The sequence below is a fragment of the Flavipsychrobacter stenotrophus genome (genome assembly GCF_002954265.1).
In the GTDB taxonomy this organism is placed as follows: Bacteria; Bacteroidota; Bacteroidia; order Chitinophagales; family Chitinophagaceae; genus Flavipsychrobacter; species Flavipsychrobacter stenotrophus.
Window position 1 is genome coordinate 117,543 of the sequence record NZ_PPSL01000001.1, and the last position, 24,626, is coordinate 142,168.

Here is a 24,626-nt window from a genome sequence, read left to right on the forward strand (position 1 = left end):
AGTACCCAATAGTTTTCTGCTTTTTCTGCCGAAACTATTGGGGGAGGTGGTTATCAAAATGATATGTTTCCGTTGATTGCTCACTAAAATATAAACATGAACCTCCAACCCACCCATCTCGAAAACGACCTGATCAAACTGGTACCGCTGGCATCAGACGACTTGGAACGCCTATACCTTGTAGCGTCCGACCCATTGATCTGGGATCAGCACCCCAATAAGTTTCGCTATAAAAGAGACGTATTCCAGGCTTTCTTCAATGAGGCTATCGCATCCGGTAGCGCGTTTCTCATCTTCGATGCAAAGACCAATGAGGTTATCGGTAGCAGCCGCTATTACGACTATGATGCCGCAAAAGGTGAAATAGCCATAGGGTATACATTCCTGGCACGAAGCTGCTGGGGTGGAACCTACAACCGTGCACTGAAACAGTTGATGATCGATCATGCGTTTGAGTCAGTCGGTTCTGTATTGCTACACATAGGCGAGGGAAACATCCGTTCTCAGAAAGCAGCCATGAAAATAGGCGGCAAGAAAGTGGGACAAATAGAAATGGAGATGCCCGGCGAAGCTTACAAGCTTAATTATATCTTTGAGATAACGAAGGAAGACTGGAACAAACCGGCTTAAACGCATAACATGGCAATAGTCAATTGTGGTAATATAGATAATGTAAGCTGGCAAAATGAGCCGGATACTTATCAATTGCACAATACAGTACATGTCTACAGTATCACCATCTCCGAATCATTACACCTGCTTACTTTAGCAGACACTTTACTTAGCGAAGCCGAACACAAACGCGCTAACAGCTACTACCAGCAAAAAGACAGAGAACGGTTTATTATAAGCAGGGTAGCGCTAAGGCAGTTGTTGGGCAAATACCTTAGCCAAGCTCCCCAGAATATAGTATTCTCTATAGTTAACAACAAGAAGCCATATATACAAAGCGCCACTCAGCCCATCCACTACAATGTCTCTCATTCCGGCGACCAAATACTGATTGCTATATCTCATTATGAAGTAGGTATAGACGTAGAGCATATTCACCCAGACTTCGACTATGAAGAAATTATCCCTACTTGTTTCAGCGCACTAGAAGCCGCTCAGATCCGCTCATCTAATGATCCCCGGCACACCTTTTACCTCCTCTGGACACGTAAAGAAGCCCTACTTAAGGCAACTGCTAAGGGTGTAGATGACGACCTTATTTCCATACCATCACTTCATGGTGTGCATGAAGTTGGGTTTACCCACGTTGATTGGGTAGTTAGAAGTTTTGTGATTGGAGATGGGTATGTGGGGAGTGTGGGGTATTGTCTTGAATTTGAAACAATTGCGTATTATCACCTCTTATAAAACGCACCACTCTCGGCATTTACAAAAAAGCAAAACACTTCTGCGGGGCCGTGAACGCCTACTACTAGTGTTTTCTCTATATCTGCGGTGCGGCTGGGGCCGGTGTTGAGGTTCATCATTGAAGGGAGGTCATTGCCATACTTCTTCTTCATTGTGGCAAAGGCGTCATCTATATCGCCAACTATCTGGTCGGCATAGGCAAACACTATGTGAATTGGGTAGAACACAGGGGCTGTGCGGCCCATGTGCTGATTACTGCTTATGAGGATAGATCCTGTGCGGGCTACCAGCATTTCGCAGCCGGTAATGCAGGCATCTGCTGTCTCCAGGTAGGGCTCTGCAGGTTCAACAATACCTGGTTCCAGGTCGTTGAACATCTTCAACAAGCGATTGTCGGCACAAAGCATATGTCTCCAGCCACGGCTTTCGTGCAGTATGTTTATGTTGTCGAGCAGTTCCTTTTCATTGTCGCAGAAGATGAACTTTCCACCCAGCTTTATGAAAGCATCAGCAAATACTTCCTCCATACCATCGGTACTGGTAGTATATATCTTCTGGTTTTCCTTATCCGTTTCGGGGAAGGGCATAGGCAGTTTGGCCTCGCTCAGTCCTTTACGGATACGACTTAAGATATTCTCCCTTGCTTTTGATGTTTTGAAAGTCTGCACGTTGTAAAATTAAATGGTTTGTTTGTAAATACAATAGTCGATTTTATAAGATGTGCCACACCTTTGAGGTGTGGCACATCTGGTTGCCGGCAGGTGTGTCACAGCAGGGGGGCTTTTATAACTTCCACCTCACAGATACGTTTACTACGCGCCCATCAATAGGTGCCCAAAGAGGCTTGAATGTAGGATTACTGATACTACCCGAATATAACGCCTCTACCTTACTCATACGATAGTCGAGCAGGTTCTCGCAGTTGGCAACAATGTACACGTGCATGCCCAGTTTGTATTGAGCTATAAGGGCGATGAACATATAACCGGGAGTCTTATCACCGGTATATCTATACTGGCTTCCTGTATAGGAGCCTTCCAGTCCAAGCCGCCAGTCCTCTTCTATTTCTTTTACCAAAACAAAGGCAAGCCTGTTGCGCGGTGTTAATGGCACAGGCGCATTGCTCTGCCACTTATTTACAGCATTGGTAAAGGTATAGCCGCCGTACAGTTCCCATTTCTTCAGTACCAGCTTCACGTAGGTATCAAAGCCCATGGTGAGCACAGGCTGGTTTCTGTTAATGAGCGAAATGGTGTCAACTGCCTTGTAAACAAGGTAAGTGGGATTATTTATCTGGGTAAGAAAGAATGCATGATTGATGAACAGGCTATGATCCTTATCCCAATCATGCTTATAATTGCCTTCCAGGTTATAGCCGTAAGATATTTCTGCCTTAATGTTGTCGCCTACAGGTGCTATATAGCGGGGTTCATATTCTATGTCCTGTTGCGCCAATGGATTCGGTGTTTTATAGCCTATACCAAACCCTGCACGCAGCCCGAAATGCTCATTGATATGCTGAAAAAATGCAGCTCGTGGCAGGATAAACAGTCCATATTTTGCATGGTTGTCTATTCGCAATCCTCCCTCCAGTGTTGTGTTTTTAGTGAGATGCATGGTGTATTGACCGAAGGCACCTGCCGTGAAGTTGACGAACTTATGTATAAGCGTACTGTCTGTTGTAAGCGTGCGATACTGATCTCCAACTATATTTGTTCCCAATACCAGTTCGCTGTGCTTATATGGTTTGAATAACGCCGCCTCGCTGTAATAGCTCTGTTGCCAGCCCTCAATATTATGTTCACTGCCAGATGATATTTTGCGGAAATAGCTAAACAGTCCTTTTATCGTAAGCCTGGCTCCGCTTTTGTAAAAGTGGTCAATACTATATTCTCCCGAATGGCGGCCACTCGTATTGTGTTCCTCGTATTGATGTAGCGTGTCTGGTTGTCCTGCTAAGACCACCATATCCCCACCAAGTCTTTTATCAAATGTACCCGAGTAACCAATGCTGATGATGGTCTTATCTGATGGGTAGAAGAATAGTTTGGGGTGGAGTAGCAGGCTTTTGGCCTGTGGAACATCGCTGAATCCCTCACCATCTACATCTTTGGCTTCCTGCCGGCTGTAACCTGCAAAAAGGGTGTAACCCACTCTTTTATATCTTTTGGCCACATAGGCATTCAGGTTAAGCTCATTCAGTGAGGTGTAGTTGGCTACTATATCTGCCTCCTGTGTGGTCGTAGGTCTGCGGGAGGTGAGGTTGATCAGCCCGGCAATAGCCCCGCCGCCAAACAGGGTAGAGGCCGATCCTTTGATCAGTTCTATTTGCTTCAAGTCGAGTGGGGGGATGGTAAGAATGCCAAACCCGCCGGAAAATCCATCATACAGTGGCATTCCGTCCCTGAGTATCTGTGTGTACCTACCCGGCAATCCCTGTATCTTCACATTTGCATTGCCCGATACGGCCGATGATTGCTGTATCTGCACACCGCTAACATCGCCCAGTATGCTGGCAATATTGCCCGGCCTGATGCCAACTTCTTCTCCTACTTCCTCCTTTCCCAACACTTCTACTTTCAGCGGACTGCTCTCGATCGCCTGGTTGTTTCGGGTAGAAGCTATAAGGGTTACTTCTTCCAGACTGGCATTATCTATCTCCATCTGCACGGTTCTAATATTATTATTAACCTGCTGAATAATAATATTTTGAGTGACATAACCTAAAGTACTTATTTCTATTGTGTGCTTGCCGTCTGATACATTGATAGTTGCTGATCCCAGGGTGTCGGTTATACCCGCTACAGCACTATCTACCTTCACTGTTGCCCCCGGTAAGGCATCTTTTTTAGCGGCGTCTATTACCCTTAGCCTTAATGTTTGTTGTGCGTGGGCCGCTGCACTAAACAACAGCACCCAGCACAACATGAATATGTTTTTCATGTAGTTTGTTTGTAAAATGATAGATAAGTCCGGAGCAGCAAGTACTACTCCGGACTATAATTTTAGAAGAGAGTGATCAGTCTTTCACCTCTTTGATAAAGTTGCCTTGCATGTCAAATATCAGGTCTTTACCATTTACCTCCGCTTCATATACTTTACTGCCATCTGCCTTTACAATTATCGCGGCATCCTTTATTTTGCCTTTTGCTTCAGCATATTTTTTAGCACTGGCGGGCAGTTTGTCTGCGGGAATAGCCGTTTCGGTTTCTTCCGCTACGCCTTTCTCATTGTATACTACAGACATCTTGTCTGCGCCGTTGGTAAAAGATACTTCATAATTGCCATGTTCTTTTTCCCATTTTACTTTAGTGGCAGTAGTATATGCTTTGGCAAAGGCTGCTTTTACCAAAGCCGGAACTGAAGTAGTTTTCTGCGCTATTGCGCTGATGGTGCATAGCATAGCTACGCACAAAACGATATGTTTCATTTTAGAATTGTTGAGTTGAATTAAATAATTGAAGGTTTCATCCGGTTTTTAACCAGAATGTTAAACTGTATGGCTATATGGTAAATGCCGGAGGGCGAAACACACCCGAAAGGTATCCGGGACGAAATGAAGTTGTTTTGAAAATTGAGTATTTCTGTTTGATAATGAATTCTTTGACTATAATTATCGGAGATTTTGCTTTAGCATAGAATGTAATTAATGTTTGCACCGGTATGTGGTTGTAAACAGCCTGGTGTGGCTTGTCATGCTCTTCCGCTTCATCGCCATCATGTATGTTCAGGAGGTGCTCTACAACAAAATCGCAGAGGTTAATATCCGGGTCTTCCTGCGCGCATTGCTGATACATTTGTGGCAGGTCGCGCATAAAAGACAGGTCGCCCATGGGGAACAAGATAGCCCCGATGCCATAGTATGCCAGTAAGAAGGTTATGACTATTTGTTTCACGCGTTACAAATATATGTGGTTTCTTCAATTCAATTTGTTGCTTTTTTGGGTTGGTGACGTGTCTCACTTTGAAGGTGGGGTACATCGGTATCTCGCAACTTACCCTTATTTTTGGATGGCAAATTATTTCGTTTGCAAGCGAAGGATAAAGGTAAGTGCAGCGTCTAACTATTGTTAATGTAATTTTTATGGATCAGCCGGATAAGAACATATGGGTAAATGAGGTGATGGATAGCCTTGCAGGAATGCAGCGCGTGCCACCCCCACATGGTATGTATGAGGGGGTGATGAGCAGGGTGCGGACCAGCAGGAATAACCTGCGTGTGTTGCTGCCCAGGGTAGCGGCGGCGGCGGTATTGTTGCTGGCAGTGAACATATTTTCGGTATATCATGCTACCAAGGCTAAACAAACAACACAAACAGGTGTTTATCAATTGGTAGACGAGCAGATAAGTAATTTATCAGAAGGTAGTTTTTAATATATGGAAGATAATAAGGCATCAGGTCTCTGGAAATGGTTGGTAGGTTTGCTGGTGGTCTGTAATATGGCATTGATAGCTATAATATGGTTCAAACCACAACCCGGGTATAGCGGTGGTAGCGAAAGAGAAGAACATCACGGTCGTGGCGGTAAAAGAATGATGGCTTTTGACGGCGATCTCAATTTGTCGAAAGAGCAACAGGCTAAGTTTGATGCTATTGTTGCGGAGCAACATGCGCATGTAGACAGCCTGAAGCGCCTGGCAAGAGATGTGCGTACACAATTCTTCAATAATATTTCTGTGGCTGCACCTGATGCGGCAGAAATGACCCGACTGAGCAATGACCTTGGGAATTATCATAGGTTGATAGAGTTACAGACTTACAATAGCTTCAGGGAGATAAGGTCTATCCTTACCGATGTGCAGAAACAAAAGTTTGATACTATTACCCGCGATGTACTTACTCGCCTGCCCGAACAGCCCCGCTTCCGTGGTGACGGCATGGGCCCGGCGGAACGCCGCAGACATGAGCGTGGTGAAAGTGAGCAGGAGGAGCAGGAAGAACATGAGGGTGGGGAGGAACATGAGCATCGTGGTCCGCCGCCGGGAGATAGGGATGGGGATGATGGTCCGCCGCCGACTAAGAAATAGGTTAGTTTTTTCATGTTGATATTTATTGATGCCCGATTATTTGTAAAAAAATAATCGGGCATTGTTTTTTGGTAAATGTTTGGTTATTAGTAGTTTAAGGAATTTTGGTATGCCCGATCGTGCCCGACGAATGGGAGGGCGGGGAGCGAAAGAGCGGAGAGCGTGTTTTGTTTTTCTCAAAGAGAGCCGGCCTGATGTGTTGTTGGTGAGAGACCATAAGTGTTCGAAACTTCATTTTCTGTAACAAACTCCTCATATTATGTAATTTCTTTCGCCCCTTCAGGGCTAGGATCACTTCATTTTTTAATACCCGGGGCTACACCCCGGGCTATTATATTTCGGTCTTTCAGACCTGTTTTATCACGTTTCGAACACTTGAAGTCACAGACTGACAACGGGCCTACTGAAATTTATCCAATGCCCGATGGTTTTGAAAAAATAATCGGGCATGGGTTTGGTGTAATTGTTTGGTTATTAGTTGTTTAATGAATTTGGGTATGCCCGATCGTGCCCGATTTATAATTCCTTAGGGTGTGTTGTTACGTACTCAAAGAGGGCCGGTTTGATGTGTTGTCGGTCAGAGACCGACAACGGGCGATCTTTATTTGATGTGGTTAGTGTTTGCGCAACTTCGCAAGCGGGACGCTTGCATGTGCCGGGACGAAGCGAGACGCTTCGACCAGTATTGGACCAGTGTGCCCGGTGGTGCATGCTAGTTTTGTGATAGAGTCGATATGTCAAGGAGCTTACAGGCGTGGTGCCAATGTGGGTGCAATTTAGTGCAGGGATCTGTTTCGGGCAAATAAAGATATCAACAAAAGTAAAGGCGCAGCAGGCTGTAGTGTGCTGTGGGTAAGGGTTTGAGAGGGGTGATTTCTGTGGATATGTTTTTTAGTGGCAATGGTGTTACAAAATTCCATTTAATAGGTATTTTGCTACAAGTTTTAGGTCCTTTTTAGCACCCATATTATCAGATTTTTTCGTATTTTTACTATGCACTAATTGCCCGGTCATACAAACCCGATAATCATGTTAACTACGCATATAGCAACGGAGAAAGATGAAAAATACCTCATTACAATAAAGAGGTTGAGGGCGGTTAATTTCAGTAAAAATCTTCCATTTCTTATCCTCTCAGATAAACTACCAGACGGTCAGGTGTATCGTGAATTTGCTGACGGACATATTGAGCTGCAGGAGGTGTTTTCCACTGGTTCTACATTTCAATATAAGGTACTTAAAACGCTTCATGCATCAGAAGCTGACAAAGTAAGGAAGGCGTATGGATTACTCTAAGCCCACCTTGCTTGTTATTTCCGGGCCTAATGGTGCCGGTAAATCCACCCACATACAGACGATGCTACCAACAGCATTTCAAGGTATTGTGTCATTCGACAGGGATAATACAAGGGTAGAATTTGAACAAAAACTCATTGCTGAAGGTGTAAGCACTGATGAGCTTTTTTATAAAGCCACAGCAAAGATGGAAAGCAAATTGGTAGAAGCTATGAAATCTGCTATTCGTCAGAACAATCATTTTGTACTCGAAACACCTCTTTCTCATCCCGATTACTGGGCCTACATTGATATGTTTACCAAGGCAGGATACCAGATCCAACTCAACTATCTGTGTTTAGATAAGGTTAGTGACTGTATTGCCAGAGTAGGACAAAGAGTAATTGAAGGAGGGCACTATGTTGAACCCAAAACCATAAAAGGTGTTTACGAAAGGAACCTGGAGTATATTGATGAGTATAACAGTACGTTTAAGGTAATTGAACTTTATGATGGGATGACCATGCCAGCACTTCTTGCTGTTATCGAAGATGGTGCAATTACTTTTGCTTTAAAAACAGCCATGAAAAAGAAGTGGATCAAATCCGGATTGCCGTTGCTCGCACAAAAAATCAAAGATTTTCTCTGATTATTATAACTGTACTCCAAAAGTGCCTGCTCCTGACGATCGTTGAGTTATGTCTACAGCACATAGTTGATAACCTATTGTTTAATTACTCTCGCTGTTGTCCTTGCTCCGTTATCATTACTGAATTGTAGCAGGTACACGCCAGGGGGCAGGTTGCTGACGTTAAGGGTATTGTTTCCGGTTTGTAGTGTGCCGTCTTGCAGGGTGGTGCCGGTAAGGGAGAACAGGCGGTAGCGGGTAGTGGTGGTAATGCCGGAGATGTTGAGCAGATCTGCAGTAGGGGTAGGGTAGATGGAGATATGGGTAAGCGCATTGGCCGGGTCGTTAATGCCCACGCCGGTTGCAATAACATCGGTGCACACAGTATCTGAACCGCAAGGAGTATAAACTATCACACATACATGAAAGGTATCTGTAGTAGTGTAGGTATGCGAAGGTGCCGTGCCAGTATCCGTGAGTCCATCTCCGAAATCCCACGTAAGGCTATCCATTCCGGCGGTTGTACCTGTATAGGTAAATGTTACAGCAGGTGATCCGCTGCTGGTAAAAGATGCTATGGGTGCAGATACACAAGGCAGGGTTATGGTATCACAAACAGAATCTACACCGCATTGGCTATAGGTTAATGCGCAAGCCGTATAAATACCTGCTGAAATGTATGTATGAGCCGAGGCAAGTCCTGCACCATGCCCTCCGTCTCCATAGTGCCAGACTACGCTATCTAATGCTGCGGTTGTGCCAGTGTAAGTAAAATTAATAGGGCCGAAACCAGTATGTGTAAATGCCGGGGCAATTGCTGCTGTGCAAGTGATATTGACTGTATGACAAATGGTGTGGTTGCCGCATGGATTATATGCCGTCGCACAGACATTGTAGGTTCCGGCTGCGAGATAGGTATGTGAAGGTGTAAGACCTACACCATGGCCACCATCACCAAAATTCCAGGACACACTATCTATACCAGCTGTAGTGCCTGTATAGGTAAAGTTTCGGATTGCAGATGTGCCGGATGAAGTAAAGGCTGTAACGGGGGCAGCAACACAAGGAACGACGATAGTTGCAAACCGTATATCATTGCCACAGGCTGAATAGATACTAACACTCACTATGTAAGTACCGGGAGTAGTATAATTATGGGTAGTGCTGTAGGAGGTAGCTGTACCACCATCACCAAAATACCACCTCACACTATCTATACCCGTAACAGTACCGCTGTAAGTAAACGTAACAAAGGGATTACCACTATGGGTAAAGGCCGCCAACGGCATTGCAGTACAGCCACAGCTCACCCCGTATTTCACGACACAAAAATCGGTATTACCTCCTACACTGGTAATATGCGGTAACGAACCACCCCATATATCACTTGAAAAATAACCGCCGATGAAAAGATTACCAACCTTATCAGAAGAAATGGTATAGGCATGGTCGTAAAACGCATTCCCGTGTATCTGTTCAATAGAATGGACATAACCACCTGTATCCAATATGCTAAAGAAAGAATTTTGACCTTCACCGCTATACGAGGCCATGGTATCGTTGCCACTGACCACTATTCCAGCCATAACTCCTGCAATTGCTACTTTGCTGCCCCGAATAGGCGTAATGCTCTCAAACCAATTGACACCTGTACTCGCAGCATATCCTGTTATCCAGAAAGGGTTTCCAAAAGTATCCGTTTTAACGACAAAAGAAGTTGCACCACCCCATAATACCGGATTACGAACGGTATCGCCCCTGTAAGTAAGCATACCGGTTCCGGTAGCCGAAAGGTATAGATGGCCATTATTGTCACATACTATTCCACTAAATCCACCAGCACCGGGAATGGTGACATCATGCATCGAGTCAGTCCATACCATGTTACGATTGATGTCGAAAGCTGCTACAAAATTACCACCAGCTCCTGGTGCATATCCACTAGGAAAACCACAGGCATACAATTTTCCTGAGTAACGATCGATTGCTGCACTGTGAATTTTCCACATGGTATCCAGTTGTATCTGCGTAGCAGTTAACAATGTTCCCGATGCATCGTATGCCAGATCATAATGACCTGACACACTCAATACTGTTGGCGTGATTTGCGAACCCGCCCTGAACAACTTTAAGAAATGTGCGTTTTGCTGCCCATCCAGTGCCAGGGTACCTAAGGCGATACCACTCGCATAATAATTAGCCGCCGTATTGGGGCCAACCCATCTTAGCCAATTGAGATGGCCGGATGTATCGAACTGTATTACAGCTGCAACCTGATTGCTAGTTGAATTAGGTATTGTTGTGTCATAACCAATACGAAGTATACCATGAGTAAATGTGCCACATATATACACATGCCCAATGCTATCAGCGGTTAACCCTAATATATACGGAACAGCCGAAGCACCTATTAATTTAGCCCACCGCATATTGCCCAGACAGTCATAACTAGTCAGTAATGCGTTATTATTCGATCCGTAGCCACTGCTCCTGTAGAAAGTATCTGCGTAAATAGCAGTATTCGCAACAATATTTACAGAATACACATTTCCGTTAGGGTCAGTCGTAGTAAAATAAGAACTCTCGTTACTATACCCCGGCGGCATTGTGAAATTAGTACCGCCTGTTTTTACCCACTGGTATTGCTGCGCATATGCAACAGTGTTGCTAAGCACAATCAAAAGGAAGTAGAGGAAAAATTGGAAATGTCTTTTCATAGAAACATCATAAATATATTCAATTATTTGGTGTGGTGGTGTTTCGGCCTTAATCTCCCCCTTTTTCTGCCATATGATAAATGGAGTATAGAGCCTATATTTGCGCATATTTTTAAATAAGACAAATGAAGAAAACACTTTTACTTTTTGTTGCCGTTATCGGTATGATGGGCGCAAGGGCAGATGAGGGTATGTGGATACCTATGCTTATTGGTAAGAATTATGATGAGATGCAGCGCCTGGGCCTGAAGCTCACGAAGGAAGACCTGTACAGCATTAATCACAGCAGCATGAAGGATGCCATTCTGCAGTTTGGTGGTGGTTGCACTGCCGAGATGATCTCTTCTAATGGCCTGCTGTTGACTAACCACCACTGTGGTTATGATGCTATTGCCGCGCTGAGTACTGTGGACCGTAACCTGCTGGATAATGGTTTCTGGGCACATAGCCTGAGCGAGGAGATGCCTGCGCAGGGTGTTACCGCACTGTTCCTGCAGCGCATGGAAGATGTGACCAACGAGGTAAAGATGGCCGTTAACGGCACTACCGGTGCTGAATATACCAAGGCTTTTGATGCTGTACGCAAGGTAATAGAAGAGCGCGAAGGCAAGAAGGGTAAGTATGTAGCCAATGTAAAAGAGTACTTTAATGGTAACCAGTATTTCCTGTTGATATACAAGCGTTATACCGATGTAAGGCTGGTAGGTAATCCTCCGCGCAGCCTGGGTAAGTATGGCGGCGATATTGACAACTGGATGTGGCCACGCCATACGGCAGATTTCTCTATGTTCCGTATCTATGCTGATAGCAACAACAATCCTAAGCCATATGCAGCCAGCAATGTACCTTACCACCCCGGTAAGTACCTGCCGGTATCGGTAAAAGGACAAAAAGAAGGCGATTATGCTATGGTAATGGGTTACCCCGGCCGTACCAACCGTTATGAAGTGAGCTATGGTGTAGACCTGGCCATCAATACGGTTAATCCTTCTATCGTAGCCATCCGCGATCTGCGCCTGAACATTATGAAGAAGCACATGGATGCTGATAAGAAGACTTACCTGCAGTTGACCGGCCTTTACAGCAAAATTGCTAACTACTGGAAGTACTTTATCGGTCAGACCGAGCAGTTGAAGCGCCTCAACGTGGTAGAAAAGAAGAAGAAGAGCGAAGATAAGTTTACCACCTGGGCACGTGCTACACAGGGCATGGATGCAGGGCTGATGAGCAAGTTCGAGCTGGCATTTGATGATTATAAGCCATATGCCAAGCATGCTACTTATTATGGTGAGTGTTTCCGCGCAAGTGCTATGTCGCGCATGGCAGTAGCATTGAAGCCACTGTATGACTACTACGAAAAGAACCCTAAGCCGGATGCGGATAGCGTGAAGAAGTACATAACCAATGCACAGACCGCTTACCGTGCTGCCGCTCATGATTATGAGAAGGCTACTGATATGGACCTGTTTGCACAGATGACCAAGATGTTTTATGAGAATGTAGACAAGAGCCAGATGCCTGATATCTATGCTAATGTTATCTTCAACAAGGAGTGTGTAGGCAAGAAGAGCTGTGCTAAGCCAAAGAAGGGCGAATTGCCTTGCTTTATGGGTACTACTTATGAGGCGTATGCTGCCTATGTTTATAGCCATACTTTCTTAACAGATAGCGTATCGTTCAACAAGTTCTGCGAAGCACCAACTTTTGCCGCATTGAAGAATGATGCTGCAGTATTGTATGCTTACAGCTTTGCCAACAACTACAAGAAGTATGCGCCTAAGGTAGAAGCATTTAACTACCGCAAGGCGGAACTGGCTAAGGAATACCTGCGTGAGATGATGGTTTGGAAGGAAGATAAGATGTTCTATCCGGATGCTAACTCTACGATGCGTATCACTTATGGCAGCGTATTGGGCTATGAGCCACAGGATGGTGTACACTACAACTACTTCACTACTATGGATGGCCTGATGGCTAAGTACAAAGCGGGTGATGAAGATTTTGATGTACCTGCCGACCTTGTGAACCTGTACAAGGCTAAGGACTATGGTATGTATGCCGATGCTGATGGTAAGTTGCACACTTGCTTTATCACTAACAATGACATTACCGGTGGTAACTCAGGTAGTCCATGTATCAATGGTAATGGTGAGTTGATCGGTGCCGCATTTGATGGTAACTGGGAAGCTATGAGCGGTGATATCGCTTTCGACCGTAAGTATAAGAGAACAATTGTGTGCGATATCCGCTACATCTTGTTCATGATAGATAAAATGGGCCATGCCGATAACCTGATCAAGGAAATGGAAATACGCAAGTAATGGCTCAATTGCGCAATGGCTGAATGGCTCAATGCGTGTTATGAATATACAATGAACAGCCGCTTCGGAAACGAGGCGGCTGTTTTTTTGTTTTAGGGTTGCCGCTTTTGTGTGTTTTGACCAACAGTCATCGGGTTGGGTATAATACACTGGGTGCACCCGTCAATTATAGAAAAGATACAAAACGAATATGTCCTGTGCGAATTTCGTACTTCGGCGCGGCTCAGCATGACATTCGAAGTTGTGATTGTTAAACTCTATTATAAAATCCACCAATTACCATTTGTAATATTTGCGGTAATTTTGTGACTGTTATTGTACCCTTATGACCTACCGTACTTCTGTATCAGATCCATTCTCGCGGATGGTGGCGTTTATTGTCAGTTCTTTTATAGGAATGATAATAGTGTTCTCGTTGTCGGGGCTGATGAACGTGTGGCTGATATTGCTGATCTACCTGGCAGAAATGGTGTCGCTTTCGTACCTGTTGATGCGGGTATTTTCATCGGGACTTATAGAAACCATTGTGATGAATGACCGCCTGCATATGCGGTGGATGAAGCACTACCTGCTCAGCAAGCAGGACGATAAAGAGATCCACTTCAAAGACATAGAGGACCATGAATACATTGCCAGCCGCATTTCGCGCACCTACGCCTTGCTGCTGAAAGATGGCAGCGACGTGGTCTATAATCAGTTCAATATGTATGTGACCGGCAAGGAAGATATGGAGGCGATGGGCAGGGATATTTGGGATGCTGTGGAACGCTACAATATAAAGAATCCCGAACCTGAAGTGCCGCTGGGCTATGAAAAGAAGACACCCGTATATACGCAAAGTCCGTCTGAAAAGCGCAAGGCCGCATGGCGACTGGCGGGTGGGATAGTGGGTGCTATTGGCATTTATTTGTTTGTTGGTTTCCCTATTTTAAAGATGTTATTTCCTGCAAATCCGGTGTTCTGGGAGTTTAAAATGTTGGCTGCCTTTACGGGTATTCTCCTTTTATTCGCTAAGGTATTCGGGGTAATTTATGAGAAGTGGCAGAAGGCTCAAGGCGGTGAAGAGAGCGAGGAGACAGAGCGCAGTGCGAATGGATACTAATAGGAGAGCGGGAAAGAGAGCGGAGAGCGGGTTTATACCAAATGGACATCAATTTCACACTTTTGAATACGTCAACCACTCTCCTCCTTTTGAAGGAGGAGTACCCTAAGTTTCGGCTTTTTCTGCCGAAACTTAGGGGGAGGTGGTTATTTCAGTCGGTGTAATTTTAAAGTCAAATTGGTATTATTCGCAAGCGAGACGCTTGCATGTGTTAGGACGAAGCGAGACGCTTCGACCAGTGTAGGCTTAGTAAGGATACGATCTGCTTGTGTATTTAAAAAATCTCTTGTCTTGCAGCATTGCTGCTGCGTGGCATATGCCTACCTTATCAGCGTTATATCTCCCTTCCTCAGTATCGGATGCTTATCCGAATGCCTGCAATTAACTACTAATGAGTAGTAGTAGGTGCCCATGTCGGCTGGTTGGCCATTTACTGTACCATCCCATCCCGGTGTCTCGTCGGTCGACGTGAAGATGAGTGTACCCCAGCGGTCGTAGATATGAAATTCGGTAAGGGCATAGTCGCCCGACCTTACTACTCTCAATATATCATTGTGTCCGTCGCCATTAGGGGTGAACGCACTTGGTATGATGATAGGACCGTTGCAGCAAGATTCTACTGTTACGTCTACCTGTTCTTTTGGTCCTACGCAGTTGGTAAGGAAGGAGATCTGCGATGTGTAGAAGTGCTGCACGCCAATAGTGTCTGTAGTTACATATGGCGCGGCAACCGATGGGGTAGTGTCGCTCACATCGCTATACCAAAGCAGGTTGTTGTAATTATCTACTATCAAAGGCATAGCCGGGGAATACTGGCAAACTACTATTGGCGATGCCTGTATTGGTGTGTTGGAAATGGCAAATACTGTAATGTGCTCATCAGCCGTAGCAAAGCAGCCGCCGGCATTAGTCACTACCAGGTGGTAGTTGCCTTCGTTCAGGCTGGTGGCCGTGGTGATCACTCCATTAAGGAATGGTGAGCTATAGCCGTTGGGGCCTGTCCACAGGTAAGTATAAGCACCAGCGGGAGATACTGTAGCATTCAGGTTGATCGTAAACCCTTCGCAAATAGAAGTATCGCGGGTGTTGATTGTAAAGTTGAACGGCAGCACAGTAACTGTTACCTGCTGTGTGGCCGTGCAGCTATGTGTAGTAGTGGCTGTGGCCGTGTAAGTGGTGGTGGTCAATGGTGTAGCAAAGGGCTCTTTCACAAACGGATTGCTCAAGCCCGCCGCCGGACTCCAGCTATAGCCATAAGCAGTAGGACCGTTCACACGAATTGTGAATGCCGAGCCTTCGCAGATGGTGGTGTCGGGGGTAAGAATGGTGAAAGATGGATTTTCAACATTCACTGTGATCATATCTGTCATCACAGGGCAGTGTGATCCTGCAAGAGTGGCACTCATGGTATAGGTCGTACTGGCAATCGGTGTAGCTGTAGGGCTGGCAGCAACCGCGCTGCTCAGTGTTGCAGATGGTGTCCATGCATAAGACAGGCCAGGTGTAGCTGCTGTGTTAATTGCATATGAGTTCCCCGCACAGATAATAGTATCAGGCGAGGTGATAGAAGCAAATGGTGCGTCTATAAGAGAAATGGTTATGGAATCGATCACTCCGCAAATGGAAGCAGATGTAAGCACGATGGTTATTGTTTTAACTCCTGCAGGTGTTGTAGCCAGGCCAGTTACTGGTATCTTCACGATAGAATCTCCCGGAGCTATGGTAACACTTGCCGGCAGTGGCGAAAAGTCGAGACCAGAGGTAGCAGTTCCGCCATAAGATAGGTTAAGTGTGGTGGCAAATGGTACGGTATAAGCGCTTTTGATCGTGATGGTATCTGGTGTGCAGGTTTTTACAACAGCGTTGGGTATAGTAGCTATTGTTGAACCAATTGTTGTCCTGTCGAAATGATACGTATTGGTCTTAAGACTACCTGCTTCAATAAATACGCCTGAGTCATAGAGGTAATTACTGGCATCAGCTATTACCATCTTTATGCGGTATGTATCGCACGGTGTTACCCAATGTTTAGCAGTAAGCACTGTGGTATAGCCTCGGTAGGTTACTTGCGTGCCACCGGTATTATCTATATAATAGGCGGTAAATGGTGAGCCTGCACCCATGGCATTGCAAGTAGCAATAGACAGGCCCGGACCGGGTACGCCACTATTAATGGTATTAACAGTTACAGGGATGGTAGTACCGGGAACAATGGCCATATTCACACCCGGCAATGAAGCAGAAACGCCGGGACCTGAAATATAAAATGCAAAGGCATCATTATAACCACCGCAGGTAGAGTTGCGATACTCTTCAGATCCGAACTGATATTTAAAACTGATAGTATCACCTTTGGGTACAAAATGAATAATGAGTGCACATGCATCGCGGCTTACAGTTGTAGAGCCAAGCAGGGGCGTAAGGTCAGGGTCGCCTGCACCTGAGAAGCTGATGGAAGTAAGCGCTGGCTCAGTACCGGTGGTCATTGATACCCGTCCGGTACTTAATATGATACCGCTGTCTATACCAATAGGGGTGGCATTTGACACAAATGTACCGTTGGCCTGTGTGTTGCAAATGAGCGTATCGCTAACTATTGTAATACCGGGACCGGCCAGTTTTGCCGCAAGAGATGCAGCTGTGCCTGATGGTACAACCGTAAGTTGTGCAGTAGCAATAGATACATTGACAACCGAGAGGATGATTAGGATTGACAGGGTTTTTAACTTGTAGAATTTACCGAACATATAATATTTTCTGTTTGACACCGCAAAGGACCGTTTTTAATATTACCTGTACATTATGAAACAGTGAAACATTAAAAAAAGACATAATTGTGCAAATTTACGATCATAAGATAGCAGGTAAGTAAGAATAAAGTCGGTATTACATGTCTAAGGCCACGTAATGATATCGTCTTGTTGCTTTACTGATTGTCTCAAAACCTGGTACTTTGCACAATACTATACTATATGACCGCCCTTTGCGGGTTTTGGTTGGGATGGCGCTAAAAGTATAATAATCAGATAATTCTACAAATTGCTCTGTCATGATGAAACTGCCGCCTATTGCAGTGTCGCCGGGGTTTACCGTTACTGTCTTAATATCCGCTGCATTACCTTTTCTTGTCGCCGTAATATTTACCGGATATTTGTATTTGTTTATGAAGTAAAACTCTGTACTGTAGATAGCACCACATCTCGCTGCTTCCTGCTTTTTGATCTGCGGTGTATATTCCCCCGGCACTTTCAGTTCTTTGAGACCCGGAGTCATGTCATAACTGTTCTCTTCTACCTTTTCTATTGTTCCGTCTTTAGAAAAGTAGGTGGTGGAATTATACCATTGTATACCCGCATCGGGTGCGCTATGCCATTGTGCCCGGCTTACCGCACCATCGGGGTAGTAAGTAAAATCGACGCTGCTATTACCCGCCACGCGTCTCAGTTCCTTTTCATAAATGATCTTACCGGTTTTATCATAAGCTAAAGCCTTTCCCCACCTTTTATCTTTATCAAAACACTGCGATGTAGATACCTTTTTATTATTGAAATAGTGATACACGCACACCTGGTATTCCTGTGCTGAAATGTGCAGGCTTGCAAGGGTAATGCTTAGGAGTAAAATAAATAATGGCTTGCTCATATTAAATAAGCAAGCCATTTTCGTGCCATTTTTTGTTTTTATTATTTCCTTTTTATGCTGCACCCAATCGATTTTGTTACTTTGGGGTTCACTTCTTTGCCCATCAGCATTGCATCTATCGCATCATTTATAAATACCTTTTTGTAGGCGGTAGGGTCGCCGGGGTTGTCGTTCATAGCACCTTTATACACGAGCTTTCCGGTATTGTCAAAGAGGAAAACTTCAGGTGTGTGATTGGCACCAAATTCGTCGGCTACTTTAGAATTGTCGTCAATAAGGTAGGGTACACTATAGCCCTGCTTTTTGGCATAGTTCACCATTTCTTTGTAAGAGTCTTCTCCATCGCGTTTCGCTTCGTTAGAGTTGATGATGACCATACCCACGTTGTGTGCTTTGGCATACTCAATTGTTTTAGTCGTAACCGGCTGGTTTTTGATCACAAACGGGCAGGTATTGCAGGAGAACATTACTAATAATCCGTTTTTGGCTATGGCACTCTTTAATGTCATGGTCTTTCCATCAGTGTTTTTCATAGCCACCGTCGCGGCAGGCATGGCATCGCCCGGATTTAGTTTGTCAGTAGATTGAGCAAAGACTACTGTAGCTGTTGACATGGCAATGATGGTACAAACTGAAAATAGAGTCGTTTTCATATTTTATGCTATGATTTTTCAGTAAAGTTAGCCCATAAGTATGTAAATTACGGGCTGGTAAGTTGCAGCTGATTTATTTTTATTTGTTATTTGTATTGTAAAATAAGTTATTTATATTAGATTGTGCATCTGAATAATACGTTTTAAATTTGAAATCGATCATAAAAAGGTCCGTCATTGTTTCTGTAGTCGCTCTGGTAGTGATACAATTTTTCCACCCGGCGAAAAATGAAAATGGTGTAATGACTGATAAAGATATTACTCGCGCATACCATGTGCCTGATGATGTGCGGAAAGTATTGCGCCGTGCCTGCTATGACTGTCACAGCAACAGTACTGTCTATCCGTGGTACAGTAAAATTCAGCCTGTAGATTGGTGGCTGAATGATCATGTAAAAGAGGGTAAGCGACACCTTAACTTCTCTGAATTTGATACGTATAGTGTTAAGCGTAAAGCGAAGAAATTGACGGAAGTAGCGGGTACCATAACAGACAATGAAATGCCACTGAGTAGTTATACTGTCGTTCACAAAGACGCCATTCTCACAGACGCTGAAAAAACACTTGTAGTGAACTGGGCCCGTGGGCTGGCCGCGCAGGTAGCTGATACGGTGAAGAAATTATAGGTAGAACTACCTCGTTGCATATTTTCACATAACATTTTACTGGTAACGGGTATAGATTAACAGTCATTACTTACCTTTATACTATGACACTTAAAGAGACATTTGAGAGCGCAGTAGCCGCCAGTAAACAATTGACTACACGTCCGGATAACGAAACTTTACTAAAGCTATACAGCCTATACAAGCAGGCCACCGATGGCGATGCGCCTGAAGAAGGACCAACTAATATGTTTGATATTGTTGGTAAAGCCAAACACGGTGCCTGGAAAAAATTAAAGGGTATTGCATCTGATGATGCTATGCAGCAGTACGTAGATATTTTCAAAACACTGAAATAAGATAATTGGAGACATTAAAAAAGCATGATACCCTCAAGTATCATGCTTTGTTGTTTTTGAAATAGATCTTATTGCTTGATCAACTTGGTAGTTGAGGTGCTGTTTTTGTTGGTTGTTTTGATGATATACATTCCGGCCGGCAGGTGGCTGATGTCGATTGTGGTTTTGACTGCAGTGATCTCTTTACTCATAACTACATTGCCGTTAATACCCATAATAGATAAAGTGCCGTTTTGCAGGTTTTCTACTGTTATCTGGGTGGTAGCGGGGTTAGGGTAAATACGTACATTGCCTGATTGTATTACATTGGTCACCGCCACGGTTGGGTCTGCAATGGTATTCAGTGCTTCATTGGTTATAACAGCCGGGTTCGAATCGAAGTAGATATAACCCTTGTTCTTTATCTGAGTGCCCAATGCAAGGCCGGTATGCATGTTTACTTTGAAGCGAACAAACCCATGACTTGCCGGTTCGTTAGTATTACTGTCTGGTAGAAAAATGCTGTTAAAGTTAAACCGTACAACACCCGGTGCCAGCCATTCAGGAACCATGTAGTGACTAGCACCAACTATCTTCAAGCTTAGTGCATCGACATCTGCATCTAGTGTATCTACAACATTTACATTGTATGCTAAAGCAGTGCCTGTATTCTGAAAGTGGATAGTATATTCAAGATCGGGAGTAGATACGGGAATGTTTCCGGTAACGCCTGTACCCCTAGGGCTTACTTCTTTTATGTTCGGGTCGAAAGATGCAACTACCGGTATACATATATTGAACACATTGTTGGTGCTGTCTATATCATTGCTTGCGATTGTAGCATAGCCATGGAAGCAAAGCGTATCGCCGATGTTAACTGTTGCGTCAGGGGTAAGGTGCACGCCCGCTATAAAACTGTTCCAATAAGCGCCATTTGATATGTTGGTAAGGTTGGTATAGTTCCATTGCAGGGTGTCTCCCGATACATATGTGGCCGGGTTGGTACTCAGCGACGCATTGTAGGTGGTGTGACTGTCTTTAATAAGAGTCATTATACCTGTAGCCGAATCGCAGCCGGTATTGGTAGCATACGGATGCAGTAGAAACGCGCCTAGTGGCCTTATGTCACAAGGCGCATTGGCCCAGCATTGCAGGTCTATATTGCTGGAGCATTGCAGTGGAAAATCGGCATTAATCAAAGGAAGTGTAGTAGAGGTAATTGACCCGGTGAAACATGAGGTGACCGGAAAGATAAATGCGTAAGATGGTGGCAGACTAATGGTATAGTTGGTCATCCACGATTGCTGCATTCGCATTGTATAAATGCCTGTAGGTACTGTATACACATTATTCATGTATAGACCGGTACTTGGGCTGAATAGATTTTCCGTCCCTGTAACGATCAATCCATTTAACGGAACATCGCCCGCGTTGTAAGCGCAGTCACCATTATTATCCACATATATAGTTCCTGTCACGTTGTTGTAAGTGCAAGGATTGGGAACAGGTAATACATAGTTGTTGGGAATAGAGTCGATAGTATCCACTCCGGAAATGATCTTGAGCACCGGACCATTGAAAAATACAACGCCACCGCCAACCATATAGTCAGGTTGCACGGTATTGTACATGTTTATACCGGCAATTACAGACCATGGTGATGCCCCGGTCGCATTGCCGGTAGCAAATAGGCGGGTATGCGTTATTGTGTCTACTATTATAACAGAGTCATTGAGAAATGAACTATTAATGGTAATGTTAGCCGTTACAAAACAGGTAGAGCTACATGCATTAGAATCATGATTCATTGTTGGGTTGATAACTGCAGTGATATCTCCGCGGTTGTAAGTAGCTATCTGTGCGAATGTGCTGGAAGAACTTACGAGTAAAAGAAAGCAGAACAAGAGCTGCAAGTAGCCTTTTTTCATGGTCAAGTTTTTAGGTTCGAGTTAAATTTCTATAGAAAGGTAGTTATGATTTTTCATTTATGTTATAAACTAAACATAGATTTTTTGCAGTAAGTTATAAGTAAGTGAAAGATAGTTAAAGTGATTGGTGGTATAGTCGAGGCTATTGTACAAGTTTGTTCAGCGCTTCATACACCCGGCTTGCAGGTATTGTTGCAATGTCTTTGGTTACGGCTACGTAATGTTTGAATGGTTTATAGTTTTTCTTTTTCCATTGGTTCAAAAACAGGTCGGGGTAAGCATTGTCTACTTGGTCTATGTCTGCGCTCTTGTAGTCGCAAAATTTGTAAAAATTATCGCCATTGGCAACGATAAGGGTAGGGCGGTTGCATGCTACGGCCAGGTGTGCCGACATGGTATCATTACTTATTATTGCGGCGGCACCTTTCATCCAGCCTGCCACCTCAGGCAACGATATTTCACCTGCAAGGCTGATGGCATTTGTAGCTGTGGCAATTTTGTCTGCAGTTTCTTTGTCTCCTTTTCCGCCTGCCAGCACAAACGTGTATTTGTTGTCATTAGCTGCCAGTTGAATAAGGTCTATCCATCCTTCAGCAGGCCATCTGTGGCTTTTTTTAGACCCCCCGATAAAGCATACTATATATGGTCCAGTTATACCTGTATTAACGGTTGGCGTGTTTATCTCTGGGCGATGAATATTGAGATGGATCCCGGTGCACTGTTCAGCGAACTGGGTGTTGAATAAGAACTCATGCACCATCATATTTTTCTGAGGATACAACTTTGTATAGAGCTTATCTGATACGATATTCCACTCGTGGTATTTCATATCATTACAACTGGCAATGTTGTTGGGTGCGTTTGCAGCCAGCATACAAGCGTCGTCTATAAGCAATGGCCGGGCACGGGCAGGACAAATAACAGTATCAAATCCTTCGGTGCGCAGCGATTGCCATAAGCCAAGGCGCACATCATCTTTGTCGAAATAGTCGTTTTTATTTACCCATATTACCTTGTCGGTGGCATCTTTGTCTGCAAACTCATAGAGGCTGCGCCACACCTGGTTGGCGAGTAAGGTGATCTCGTAGCCCTGCCATTGAGCAGCATTACGGTAGGCTGTAAGGGTATTGCGAAACAACAGATAGTCGCCAATGTCATCGAGGCGAATGATAAGCAGTTTCTTAGCTATTGTTGTTGCCGGTTTTAATGCTGCTATCTCCTGCTGCCATTTATTAAATGTGGCTAAGACTTTCTTTATTTCCTTTCTTCCCTGGATCTTGCGTACTGATAAAGAAATGTTCCGGAGCATTCAATAGTATGGTTTCCGGTAAAATTAATATTTTACTAATGATGTCAAAAGAAATAGCGAATTTTTATGGGACTGCATTCTGCCTGTGTTCAAATCAGACAGGTTTTTGGACCGTTGTCTAATACTGAAGGTCATAGATACTAGAATTTTACCCCTACAGTTAAAGCAACATTATTAACCGTATTCTTTACTGTTGCTACGGGAGGTAAGGCATGAGTACTAGCGCTGGCTACATAGTCATAGTTTACTTTGCTGTAGGCCTGTTCGCTGAATTTGTACATACTGTTCACCACGCCGAAATCGGCAAAGAAGTTCTTTGTTCTGAAACCAAGTCCTGCTGAAATATCCAGGCGCTCCATAGCTGTACCGGTTTTGTAAGGGTTGCCATAATAACCTGCACCACCTCTTACCATAAAGTACTTGGTGATCTTAATTTCTGCACCTACTCTTATGTTAGATGCAGACTGGTAGTTATTCTTTATAGCCTGATTCATTTGGTCGGCCTCGGTTTTATAGGAGATGCCGGTATTCTCATCAAATCCTGCAGGGTAGTAATACTTCATTGTGCCGTAATTGACATACTCATAGTCTGCGGTAACGAAACCTAATTTTTTCAGGATGATCGATGCGCTTAATACAGCTTTAAGTGGAGTGGCGAAGCTATAGTCAAAACGTTTTTGCGGCAGGTCGTTGGCAGTAGATACTGCATATTGGTAGTTGTTGACTACCGATGATATGCCATAGTCGGTTACCTCGCTGATACTATAAAGGGTGGGTGTATGAAATGCAGCACCTATCCTGATGAAATCGGTGGCTTTATAGATCGCACCTAATTTCAGATTTACGCCGAGTCCACTAATATTCAACTGGTTGTTGTAAGTGAATGTTTGGAAATGAGCTGGATTATATGAATTTGTAGGAAGCACTGTTTCAGTATAATCTGAATTACGGATATACGTCATAGACGGTATGCCTATTGTGGCGCCGAGCAGTAGTTTTTCCTTATAGTTGCCGCCAAGTGCTATGGCGTATTCGTTAATACCGCCACGCTCCTGTATCACGTTACTTTGCGATATGCCGCCTGCAAAGGGCACGGCAGTGTAATAATTGAGTGTTGATAAAGATATCACACCGCTGTTAACTCCTGTGTAGGCTAGTGTGCCGGGCGTAATATAGTTCGGGTATGCGTTGGCATCTGCTTCAAATGCCAATGATGCGGAGCTGGTGGAGTTATTGCCTTTATAATTGTAGTCGTGGTTGAAGTCTGCAACACGGTTGACACCTATGGCAAAGGAGACGGCCTTCCATGCCCGGCGGTCGTAACGGCGACCCTTTGGTGCCTCAGTAAATACTACTCCAAAATTATTGATGTTAGCGCGGGTGTTATTATCATTCCTGGTGACTCCCTGGAAATCGGAACTAGCGAAATTGATCTTCAAAGACGGAGTAAAGGATAGTTCTGATGTACGGTAAACGCCTAAACCTGCAGGATTAACACTTATTGACGAAAAGTCGCCACCTATAGATCCTAAAGCACTGCCAAAACCTATAGAGCGGGCAGTACCTTGCGGTGTCATATTAGAGAGGTTGTAGGCTTCATTGAGGTCTTGTGCAGATGAGTGTAAAGTGGCCGCCACGCCTACAGATGCCAGTAAAAATTTAAAGTGCCGCATAACAGTAATATTGACTACTTAATAAAGGTAATGTTTAATAGAGTTTG

21 protein-coding genes are annotated in these 24,626 nt (G+C 44.3%); 10 read left to right on the plus strand and 11 right to left on the minus strand.

Annotated elements, in window-relative coordinates; translation table 11 throughout:
* Window positions 1-96 precede the first annotated feature (96 nt).
* Window positions 97-630, plus strand: a complete 534-nt coding sequence (locus tag CJD36_RS00515; protein WP_240609260.1) for a GNAT family N-acetyltransferase — start codon at window positions 97-99, stop codon at window positions 628-630.
* Between the two features lie 9 nt (window positions 631-639).
* A complete protein-coding gene (locus CJD36_RS00520; RefSeq protein WP_105037161.1) occupies window positions 640-1,359 on the plus strand; it encodes a 4'-phosphopantetheinyl transferase family protein in 720 nt (239 codons plus the stop codon).
* On the opposite strand, the gene CJD36_RS00525 is transcribed toward CJD36_RS00520, so the two are convergent.
* The 4 genes from CJD36_RS00525 to CJD36_RS00540 form a co-directional block, all read right to left on the minus strand.
* Complete coding sequence (locus CJD36_RS00525; RefSeq protein WP_105037162.1) at window positions 1,347-2,027, minus strand: LutC/YkgG family protein; 681 nt, start codon at window positions 2,025-2,027, stop codon at window positions 1,347-1,349. The two genes, CJD36_RS00520 and CJD36_RS00525, sit on opposite strands and share 13 nt — an antisense overlap.
* A 115-nt stretch (window positions 2,028-2,142) precedes the next feature.
* Window positions 2,143-4,302 carry a TonB-dependent receptor gene (locus CJD36_RS00530; protein ID WP_105037163.1) on the minus strand — a complete coding sequence of 720 codons (2,160 nt, stop codon included), beginning with the start codon at window positions 4,300-4,302 and terminating at the stop codon, window positions 2,143-2,145.
* A 76-nt stretch (window positions 4,303-4,378) separates the two neighbouring features.
* Window positions 4,379-4,789, minus strand: a complete 411-nt coding sequence (locus CJD36_RS00535; RefSeq protein WP_105037164.1) for a PepSY-like domain-containing protein — start codon at window positions 4,787-4,789, stop codon at window positions 4,379-4,381.
* A gap of 73 nt (window positions 4,790-4,862) precedes the next feature.
* A complete protein-coding gene (locus tag CJD36_RS00540) occupies window positions 4,863-5,255 on the minus strand; it encodes a hypothetical protein (RefSeq protein WP_105037165.1) in 393 nt (130 codons plus the stop codon).
* Between the two features lie 188 nt (window positions 5,256-5,443).
* Between CJD36_RS00540 and CJD36_RS00545 the strand changes: the two genes are divergently transcribed.
* From CJD36_RS00545 to CJD36_RS00560, 4 genes are all read left to right on the plus strand, one after another.
* Window positions 5,444-5,734 (plus strand): hypothetical protein, encoded by a 291-nt coding sequence (locus CJD36_RS00545; RefSeq protein ID WP_105037166.1) that lies wholly within the window; start codon window positions 5,444-5,446, stop codon window positions 5,732-5,734.
* Between the two features lie 3 nt (window positions 5,735-5,737).
* Window positions 5,738-6,388 (plus strand): Spy/CpxP family protein refolding chaperone, encoded by a 651-nt coding sequence (locus CJD36_RS00550; RefSeq protein WP_105037167.1) that lies wholly within the window; start codon window positions 5,738-5,740, stop codon window positions 6,386-6,388.
* Between the two features lie 1,029 nt (window positions 6,389-7,417).
* Window positions 7,418-7,684 (plus strand): hypothetical protein, encoded by a 267-nt coding sequence (locus tag CJD36_RS00555; RefSeq protein WP_105037168.1) that lies wholly within the window; start codon window positions 7,418-7,420, stop codon window positions 7,682-7,684.
* A complete protein-coding gene (locus CJD36_RS00560) occupies window positions 7,671-8,312 on the plus strand; it encodes a zeta toxin family protein (protein WP_105037169.1) in 642 nt (213 codons plus the stop codon). Before CJD36_RS00555 ends, CJD36_RS00560 begins: the two co-directional genes overlap by 14 nt.
* A gap of 74 nt (window positions 8,313-8,386) precedes the next feature.
* Here CJD36_RS00560 and CJD36_RS00565 read toward each other — a convergent pair whose 3' ends face one another.
* On the minus strand, window positions 8,387-11,008 hold the full coding sequence (locus tag CJD36_RS00565; protein ID WP_161499160.1) for a T9SS type A sorting domain-containing protein: 2,622 nt from the start codon (window positions 11,006-11,008) through the stop codon (window positions 8,387-8,389).
* Window positions 11,009-11,133: 125 nt separating this feature from the next.
* On the opposite strand from CJD36_RS00565, the gene CJD36_RS00570 reads away from it, so the two are divergent.
* Window positions 11,134-13,329 (plus strand): S46 family peptidase, encoded by a 2,196-nt coding sequence (locus tag CJD36_RS00570; protein ID WP_105037171.1) that lies wholly within the window; start codon window positions 11,134-11,136, stop codon window positions 13,327-13,329.
* Window positions 13,330-13,654: 325 nt separating this feature from the next.
* The gene (locus tag CJD36_RS00575; protein ID WP_105037172.1) at window positions 13,655-14,431 is read left to right on the plus strand and encodes a hypothetical protein; all 777 of its coding nucleotides are present in this window, start codon (window positions 13,655-13,657) and stop codon (window positions 14,429-14,431) included.
* A 320-nt stretch (window positions 14,432-14,751) separates the two neighbouring features.
* Here the strand turns inward: CJD36_RS00575 and CJD36_RS00580 are convergent, their stop codons facing one another.
* From CJD36_RS00580 to CJD36_RS00590, 3 genes are all read right to left on the minus strand, one after another.
* Window positions 14,752-17,178: a choice-of-anchor L domain-containing protein gene (locus tag CJD36_RS00580; RefSeq protein ID WP_105037173.1), complete on the minus strand. Its 2,427-nt coding sequence runs from the start codon at window positions 17,176-17,178 to the stop codon at window positions 14,752-14,754.
* Between the two features lie 139 nt (window positions 17,179-17,317).
* Entirely contained in the window at window positions 17,318-18,091 is a 774-nt protein-coding gene (locus CJD36_RS00585) for a hypothetical protein (protein WP_133162434.1), read from the minus strand.
* 23 nt (window positions 18,092-18,114) lie between these two features.
* Window positions 18,115-18,726: a thioredoxin family protein gene (locus tag CJD36_RS00590; RefSeq protein WP_105037175.1), complete on the minus strand. Its 612-nt coding sequence runs from the start codon at window positions 18,724-18,726 to the stop codon at window positions 18,115-18,117.
* A 149-nt stretch (window positions 18,727-18,875) separates the two neighbouring features.
* Here CJD36_RS00590 and CJD36_RS00595 point away from each other — a divergent pair, with 149 nt between their 5' ends.
* Window positions 18,876-19,352: a heme-binding domain-containing protein gene (locus tag CJD36_RS00595; protein ID WP_240609261.1), complete on the plus strand. Its 477-nt coding sequence runs from the start codon at window positions 18,876-18,878 to the stop codon at window positions 19,350-19,352.
* A gap of 83 nt (window positions 19,353-19,435) precedes the next feature.
* Window positions 19,436-19,690 carry an acyl-CoA-binding protein gene (locus CJD36_RS00600; protein WP_105037176.1) on the plus strand — a complete coding sequence of 85 codons (255 nt, stop codon included), beginning with the start codon at window positions 19,436-19,438 and terminating at the stop codon, window positions 19,688-19,690.
* 68 nt (window positions 19,691-19,758) lie between these two features.
* Here the strand turns inward: CJD36_RS00600 and CJD36_RS00605 are convergent, their stop codons facing one another.
* From CJD36_RS00605 to CJD36_RS00615, 3 genes are all read right to left on the minus strand, one after another.
* Entirely contained in the window at window positions 19,759-21,597 is a 1,839-nt protein-coding gene (locus CJD36_RS00605; protein WP_105037177.1) for a DUF7619 domain-containing protein, read from the minus strand.
* Window positions 21,598-21,739: 142 nt separating this feature from the next.
* Window positions 21,740-22,906 carry a glycosyltransferase family 9 protein gene (locus tag CJD36_RS00610; RefSeq protein WP_105037178.1) on the minus strand — a complete coding sequence of 389 codons (1,167 nt, stop codon included), beginning with the start codon at window positions 22,904-22,906 and terminating at the stop codon, window positions 21,740-21,742.
* A 140-nt stretch (window positions 22,907-23,046) separates the two neighbouring features.
* Window positions 23,047-24,579 (minus strand): OmpP1/FadL family transporter, encoded by a 1,533-nt coding sequence (locus tag CJD36_RS00615; RefSeq protein WP_105037179.1) that lies wholly within the window; start codon window positions 24,577-24,579, stop codon window positions 23,047-23,049.
* Between the last annotated feature and the right edge of the window lie 47 nt (window positions 24,580-24,626).

What these genes read in the sequence shown, in the direction of transcription:
- CJD36_RS00515 (WP_240609260.1), top strand. Translation starts at nt 97, where the DNA reads ATGAACCTCCAACCCACCCATCTCGAAAACGACCTGATCAAACTGGTA.
- CJD36_RS00520 (WP_105037161.1), top strand. Translation starts at nt 640, where the DNA reads ATGGCAATAGTCAATTGTGGTAATATAGATAATGTAAGCTGGCAAAAT.
- CJD36_RS00530 (WP_105037163.1), bottom strand. Translation starts at nt 4,302, where the DNA reads ATGAAAAACATATTCATGTTGTGCTGGGTGCTGTTGTTTAGTGCAGCG.
- CJD36_RS00535 (WP_105037164.1), bottom strand. Translation starts at nt 4,789, where the DNA reads ATGAAACATATCGTTTTGTGCGTAGCTATGCTATGCACCATCAGCGCA.
- CJD36_RS00545 (WP_105037166.1), top strand. Translation starts at nt 5,444, where the DNA reads ATGGATCAGCCGGATAAGAACATATGGGTAAATGAGGTGATGGATAGC.
- CJD36_RS00550 (WP_105037167.1), top strand. Translation starts at nt 5,738, where the DNA reads ATGGAAGATAATAAGGCATCAGGTCTCTGGAAATGGTTGGTAGGTTTG.
- CJD36_RS00555 (WP_105037168.1), top strand. Translation starts at nt 7,418, where the DNA reads ATGTTAACTACGCATATAGCAACGGAGAAAGATGAAAAATACCTCATT.
- CJD36_RS00560 (WP_105037169.1), top strand. Translation starts at nt 7,671, where the DNA reads ATGGATTACTCTAAGCCCACCTTGCTTGTTATTTCCGGGCCTAATGGT.
- CJD36_RS00565 (WP_161499160.1), bottom strand. Translation starts at nt 11,008, where the DNA reads ATGAAAAGACATTTCCAATTTTTCCTCTACTTCCTTTTGATTGTGCTT.
- CJD36_RS00570 (WP_105037171.1), top strand. Translation starts at nt 11,134, where the DNA reads ATGAAGAAAACACTTTTACTTTTTGTTGCCGTTATCGGTATGATGGGC.
- CJD36_RS00575 (WP_105037172.1), top strand. Translation starts at nt 13,655, where the DNA reads ATGACCTACCGTACTTCTGTATCAGATCCATTCTCGCGGATGGTGGCG.
- CJD36_RS00580 (WP_105037173.1), bottom strand. Translation starts at nt 17,178, where the DNA reads ATGTTCGGTAAATTCTACAAGTTAAAAACCCTGTCAATCCTAATCATC.
- CJD36_RS00585 (WP_133162434.1), bottom strand. Translation starts at nt 18,091, where the DNA reads ATGGCTTGCTTATTTAATATGAGCAAGCCATTATTTATTTTACTCCTA.
- CJD36_RS00590 (WP_105037175.1), bottom strand. Translation starts at nt 18,726, where the DNA reads ATGAAAACGACTCTATTTTCAGTTTGTACCATCATTGCCATGTCAACA.
- CJD36_RS00600 (WP_105037176.1), top strand. Translation starts at nt 19,436, where the DNA reads ATGACACTTAAAGAGACATTTGAGAGCGCAGTAGCCGCCAGTAAACAA.
- CJD36_RS00605 (WP_105037177.1), bottom strand. Translation starts at nt 21,597, where the DNA reads ATGAAAAAAGGCTACTTGCAGCTCTTGTTCTGCTTTCTTTTACTCGTA.
- CJD36_RS00610 (WP_105037178.1), bottom strand. Translation starts at nt 22,906, where the DNA reads ATGCTCCGGAACATTTCTTTATCAGTACGCAAGATCCAGGGAAGAAAG.
- CJD36_RS00615 (WP_105037179.1), bottom strand. Translation starts at nt 24,579, where the DNA reads ATGCGGCACTTTAAATTTTTACTGGCATCTGTAGGCGTGGCGGCCACT.